General features: G+C 64.2%; 6 protein-coding genes. 2 read left to right on the forward strand and 4 right to left on the reverse strand.

The window, feature by feature from the left end; translation table 11 throughout:
* Positions 1–183 precede the first annotated feature (183 nt).
* Positions 184–999, forward strand: coding sequence for a glycine betaine ABC transporter substrate-binding protein (locus B384_RS0104540; protein ID WP_443110850.1), 816 nt, complete (start codon positions 184–186; stop codon positions 997–999).
* A 6-nt stretch (positions 1,000–1,005) separates the two neighbouring features.
* On the opposite strand, the gene B384_RS0104545 is transcribed toward B384_RS0104540, so the two are convergent.
* Together B384_RS0104545 and B384_RS19965 are read right to left on the reverse strand one after the other, a co-directional pair.
* Entirely contained in the window at positions 1,006–2,148 is a 1,143-nt protein-coding gene (locus tag B384_RS0104545; RefSeq protein WP_019481957.1) for an EAL domain-containing protein, read from the reverse strand.
* Complete coding sequence (locus B384_RS19965) at positions 2,148–2,324, reverse strand: DUF1059 domain-containing protein (protein WP_019481958.1); 177 nt, start codon at positions 2,322–2,324, stop codon at positions 2,148–2,150. The genes B384_RS0104545 and B384_RS19965 overlap by 1 nt, the downstream gene beginning before the upstream one ends.
* Before the next feature lie 353 nt (positions 2,325–2,677).
* Here B384_RS19965 and B384_RS0104555 point away from each other — a divergent pair, with 353 nt between their 5' ends.
* On the forward strand, positions 2,678–3,589 hold the full coding sequence (locus B384_RS0104555) for a phosphodiesterase (protein WP_019481959.1): 912 nt from the start codon (positions 2,678–2,680) through the stop codon (positions 3,587–3,589).
* 88 nt (positions 3,590–3,677) lie between these two features.
* On the opposite strand, the gene B384_RS0104560 is transcribed toward B384_RS0104555, so the two are convergent.
* Together B384_RS0104560 and B384_RS0104565 are read right to left on the reverse strand one after the other, a co-directional pair.
* Positions 3,678–5,327 carry a stealth conserved region 3 domain-containing protein gene (locus B384_RS0104560; RefSeq protein WP_019481960.1) on the reverse strand — a complete coding sequence of 550 codons (1,650 nt, stop codon included), beginning with the start codon at positions 5,325–5,327 and terminating at the stop codon, positions 3,678–3,680.
* Between the two features lie 28 nt (positions 5,328–5,355).
* Positions 5,356–5,602: DUF1684 domain-containing protein (locus B384_RS0104565; RefSeq protein ID WP_019481961.1), on the reverse strand; the 247-nt coding region annotated here is incomplete at its 5' end.

Raw genomic sequence — 5,602 nt, forward strand, 5'->3', positions numbered from 1 at the left:
CTGCGGCGTGCCGCCGGTGCCGCGGCAGTCCTGTCCGCCGGGCTGCTGGCAACCGGTTGCGGTCTGCAACCAGCCACCTCCTACGTCCCTGCTGCGGGTCCTGGCAGCATTGCGGAAATTGTCGACGGCGAACCCCTGACCGTCACCTCCAAGAACTTCACCGAACAGCTGATCCTCGGCAAGATTGCCGTCCTCGCCGGCCAGGCGGCAGGATTCGATGTCACCGACCTCACCAACGTTCCCGGCAGCCAGCCCGTGCGTGAGTTGGTGCTCGCCGGTCAGGCCGACATGGTCTGGGAGTACACGGGAACCGCGTGGCTCACCTACCTTGGCATGAGCGAAGGCTTTCCCAACCAGGAGGAGCAGTTCGCCGCAGTCTACGAGGCTGATCTGGAGAACGGGTTGACCTGGGGGGACACCGCGCCCCTGAACAACACCTACGCCATCGCGGTGCGCAGCGAGGCCGTCGAGGAGCTCGGCGGCATCAGCACCATCTCCGAAATCGCCGAACTGCCGGTGGAGGAAAGGACCTTCTGCGTCGAGGCGGAGTTCAACTCGCGCCCGGATGGCATGAACCCCATGCTCGCCCACTACGGGATGGAGCGGGGTCAAGCGGACGGCGTCCCCGATGACAACATCAGCATTTTCGATACGGGCGCCGTCTACACCGCTACCGATAACGGCGATTGCAACTTCGGTGAAGTATTTGCCACCGATGGGCGGATCGACGCGCTCGATCTCACGGTCCTCGAGGACGATCTCGGCTTCTTCCCCGCCTACAACGCGGCACCGGTGTTCTACACGGAGACCCTTGAGGCGCACCCTGGACTGGAGGACGTCTTCGGCGCAATTGCCCCGACCCTGACCGACGAGGCGCTACGGGCCATGAACCTGCGGGTCGACGTCGAGGGCGAAGAGCCCGCGGACGTCGCCTTCGACTTCATGGTGGAGCAGGGCTTCATCTCCGAGCCGGAGGGGCCGCTCGGCTCCGACAGCTAGGGCCCGCTAGGGCTCGCTCGCTGTGAGGGCGGTGATCATCCGTTCCAGGCGGGCGATCCCAGAAAACCGGCCAGCGTTGTCGGTGACAAGGATTGGTTCGAACCGGTGGGCAGGTTCGCGGGTAATCGACCGGTCGAGGGCCGCAGCCAGGGGAGTGTCAAGATTCGCCCGCAGTCCTTGACTGACAACTCCCAGAGCCGCGGCATCGGGTGTGAGCAGCGAAACTGGCCGCAGATCAGCATCGATCAGCACCGTCGCAGTCAGCCCGGGATCGGCGGTGAAAACCTCGATTGCCTGGGCCATGCTCAGCACGGCGGGGGCTGGCTCGACGACGTCGCGCAGCACCGTCTTCGTATCCGCCACCTGCCGGGCGGCGAGACGGTGCGCCAGGTCGAAGTCGAGTCCGGCCCACGGTGGTCCCGGCCGGGCCAGCAAATAGCCCTGTACCAGGGGGACGCCGAGACTGACCAGGGTATCCAGTTCTTCTGAACGTTCCACGCCCTCCGCAAGAATCCATGCGTCCACCCGGCTGGCGAAGATCCCCAGCATTTCGATCAGGGCCCGTTTTGCCTCGTCACGGTCAACGTTCTGGATCAGCTCCCGGTCAATTTTGATCATTGCGGGGCGCAATTGCAGCAGATGCCGCAGGCCGGCATAGCCAGCGCCGGCGTCGTCGACGGCGATTTGGGCGCCCGCGGCACGCAACTGGTGCAGATCGGGTTCAAGCTCGAGGTAGGACTCGATGGGAGTCTGCTCGGTCAACTCGACAATGAGCCCACCCAGGTTCCCCTCCTCCCGCCACACGCTGCGGATGCTCTCGGAGGTGAGTAGCTCTGGGGAAACATTGAGGGTGAGGAAACAGTTCGCTGGCAGACTGTGACGGGCCCGGAGCGCAACCCGGAGTGCGGCCGATTCGAGGTCGGCGGCCCGGCCGTGTCGCCGTGCGGCCGCGAACCAGACCTCGGGATTCTTCTCGCCGAAGCCCGGGAAACGTGCAAGGGCTTCGTAGCCAACAACGATGCCGCGGGCGGTGTCGATGATGGGTTGGTACGCCGCGGCCAGTCCCTCGCCCCGGCAGGCACGCGCCAACAGCGCCTCCCAATCCGGCGCGTCACTGCTGCCGGCCTGGGAGGGGCTAGCTGCGGGCATCAACTAACCGGCTGGATGGCACCGCGGACAGACTGAACCAGGCTGTCTGGCACCGTGGTCAGACCGTGCACTGCAGCCGCGTGGGCGCCAACCTGGGCCAGGATCTCGTCGTCGGTACTGCACACCCACTTAGCCTCGCAACCGGGAACCACATCACCACATGCAAACGATTTCATCGAATCTCCTTGTGCTCCGCCTTCATTGGCGGTGGATTACCTTGCTGGACGTGACGGCTTCAAGTGTTATTCGCCCCGGCGGTCCAACAAGATTGCCCCAGTACCGGCTCATTTGAATACTTGAACCAGCCATGACTATCGGTCGTTCAACAAGCTGTGTAAGTGCTGCCAGTACGTTGAATCTCTCCTGGGTCCCGGACGAGGTGGTACAGCCGGGGAAACCCGGCTGCGGACCAAACCCGCAGCGTTATCCGACTTGCCGGGCTGTGTTCACCCGCTATTGGCTTGATCTCTGCTTTGATGGAGGTCAATTAGGTTGTAAACGGTTACCGCCAGCTACCTAGAAGGTCACCATGAATTACCGGACGGCCGAACATCCTCGGCCGCAGCAGTTTATCCTCCACCTCAGCGACACTCACCTGCTCGGCGGGCCCGGGCCACTGTACGGGGCGGTGGATAGCGAAGCCCGGTTACGTCAGATCTTTTCCGAACTCGAGGCCTCTGGCGCCCGACCCGAGGCGTTGGTCTTCACCGGGGACCTGGCCGACAAGGGTGAAGCCAATGCCTACGCGAAGCTCCGCGCCATTGTTGAACCGGCTGCGGCCAAACTTGGCGCGGAGGTAATCTGGGCCATGGGCAACCATGATGATCGGGCCAACTTCAGGGTCGGTCTGCTCGACCAGGCACCAGACACAGCGCCAATCGACCGCAGCTACCTCATCAACGGGTTGCGCATCATCACCCTGGACTCGACGGTCCCCGGCCACCACCACGGCGAATTCAGCCACGAGCAGTTGGTGTGGCTCGCCAACGAGCTTTTGACCCCGGCGCCCAACGGCACGCTGCTCGCCCTGCACCACCCTCCGATTCCGTGTGTACAGGACCTATCGGTCCTGGTGGAACTCCGTGGCCAACGCCAGCTGGCCGAGGTCGTCCGCGGCACCGATGTGCGCGGCATCCTGGCCGGGCATCTGCACTACTCGACTACTGCCACCTTTGCCGGGGTGCCGGTGTCGGTGGCCTCGGCCACCTGCTACACCCAGGATCTGGGGTACGACGGCGGCGGCACCCGCGGGCAGGACGGCGCCCAGGCCTACAACCTGGTGCACGTGTACGACGACACGATCGTCCACTCGGTGGTCCCGATCGGTGCCTACCGGCCCGTCGGGGAAACCGTGCCTCTCGTGGAAACACGCCGCCGGCTCGACGCCGCCGGGGTACGCATCGCCGAAGCGACCCCTCAGCGCCAGCTCACCGGAGCCTGAGCACCGGTTCGCTGGCCGACGGTCGGGTATCGCCTAAGCCCTTCTCAGCTCGACCCCCACCTCGCTCCGGCCCTCCACCTCGCGGTACCTACTTTTCCCAGGGCGCCTTGAGGGGGAAATACTTCTCCAGGAAGTCGGTGACCAGGTGCGCCCGCTCCTCCGCGGGAACCTCCGGGAAGCTCCCGTCATTAAGGCAGAAGAAGTCCGTATGCCGTTTATCCAGCAGCTTGTTCAGGCTGCGCAGCCCCGACCGCATGGTGGTGTCAATGTAGGCCACCTTGGCGGATTCCTGGGTGACGGCCCGGCCGGTCAGCAACGCGTAGTAGTGGTACAGCGAGTTGGTGACCGAAATGTTGTCCTTGGCACGGAACCGTGAGGCTGCGGTCGCGGAGAACTCGGCTGCGAACACCTCTTCCATTTCCAGCAGGACGCTGCGGCGCAAGGGTGCAGCCGTATGCTCAAGGTGTCGGGTGGTGATCCGGCCGAACCGGTCGTGCAGTAGCCTCCGGTTGACCCGCGCGGCGTTTTCGAAGCCGCTCCGTTCGGCGTCGTTGTCCCCCAACCCAATGCGAGTGTCGGCCTGGATGAACTTGGTAATCCCGCCGGGGGAGAAGAACATCTCGGGAGATACCGGACGGCCGAAGAACATGTCGTCGTTCGAATAGAGGAAGTGCTCCGACAAACCCGGAATGTGCTGCAGCTGGCTCTCGACCGCCTGCGAGTTGTGGGTGGGGAGCACCGACGTGTCCCTGAAGTGTTCCTCCGAGCGGACCAGCGTGACCGAGGGGTGATCGGCGAGCCACTCGGGGCACTCCGAATCGGTGGCGATGAAGATCCGCCGGACCCACGGCGCGAACATGTAGACCGATCGCAGGGCATATTTGAGTTCGTTGATCTGGCGGAATCTGGCCTCATGGTCGTCGCCTTCGCCCACCACCGCGTCCTTCATCCGGGCCGCCCTGGCTGCCTGGTATTCGGGCGAACTACCATCCACCCAGGAGAAGACCAGATCGATTTCGAAGTCGATATCCGTCGCATGGTCCGCGAACATGTTGTCGATGGTGGGCCACATCAGGCCGTGTCGCTCGACTGAGCCGCGGACCACCTCGGAGGAGGGGAGGGTCCGGCGGGTCAATGAATTCTCGACCGGCAGTTCGATGGTGTCGCCGTCGAGCTTCCAAAGTTCAATCTGCACACCGGCCGAGGGGCCGAAGGACAGGCCGCCGATCGGTTCAATCCGAGGGCGGAACAGCCGGAAGATCCGCGCTTTGCCGCTGTGGGAGAGGGAGCCATCGGTGACCAGCAGGGTGGTCCGGCGCTTCGTGTCGACGGTGCGCGAGTAGAACGGCTCGTTCTTGCAGGCGGTGACCAGGGCCTCCCGGAGGCGTTCACGGAACTTGAGATCGATGGCGATGACCGGGCGCTCGTCATTTCCGCGCACCAACAGGTACTCGATGTCGGCGTCCTCAAGCGCGGCGCGGATGAACAACAGATCCTCGACCATGGCCTGGTGCGGCGTGGTGTTCTGGTTGATCAGCGTGAACCGGCGCTTGACGGTGGTGATGTCGGTGCGGTCGTTGAATCGTGCGACGGCGTCGCGCGACGCGGACTCAAGGACTTCGGCCTCATTGACCGGCTCCGGCGCGCCGAAGTAGATATCGTGTTGGGCGGCAGTGTCCGTAATGTGAGCCTCCAGAGGGTTGTCAGGTGTCTTAGCTCCATGATAAAGCCTGCCCACGACCGGGCAGACTTGTCTGGCTGGGCCTCTAGTAGGTGGAGTACAGTTCCCCGACACGCAGCTCGGTGTCCACCCGGTTGTCGATACCCGGCAGCGGGCAGGCCCACGCCTCGTCATAGGCGCACGACGGGTTGTAGGCGAAGTTCAGGTCGATGATCAGCCGTTCGCCGACAACGCCAAGGTGTGCACCCTTCACCGTGTCCAGCACGTAGCGGCCACCGCCGTAGGTCCCGCCGGCCGTGCCAGTAGACCCGTCGCGCAACGGCAGGAACAGC

Source organism: Arthrobacter sp. TB 23 (genome assembly GCF_000294595.1).
Classification (GTDB): Bacteria; Actinomycetota; Actinomycetes; order Actinomycetales; family Micrococcaceae; genus Arthrobacter_D.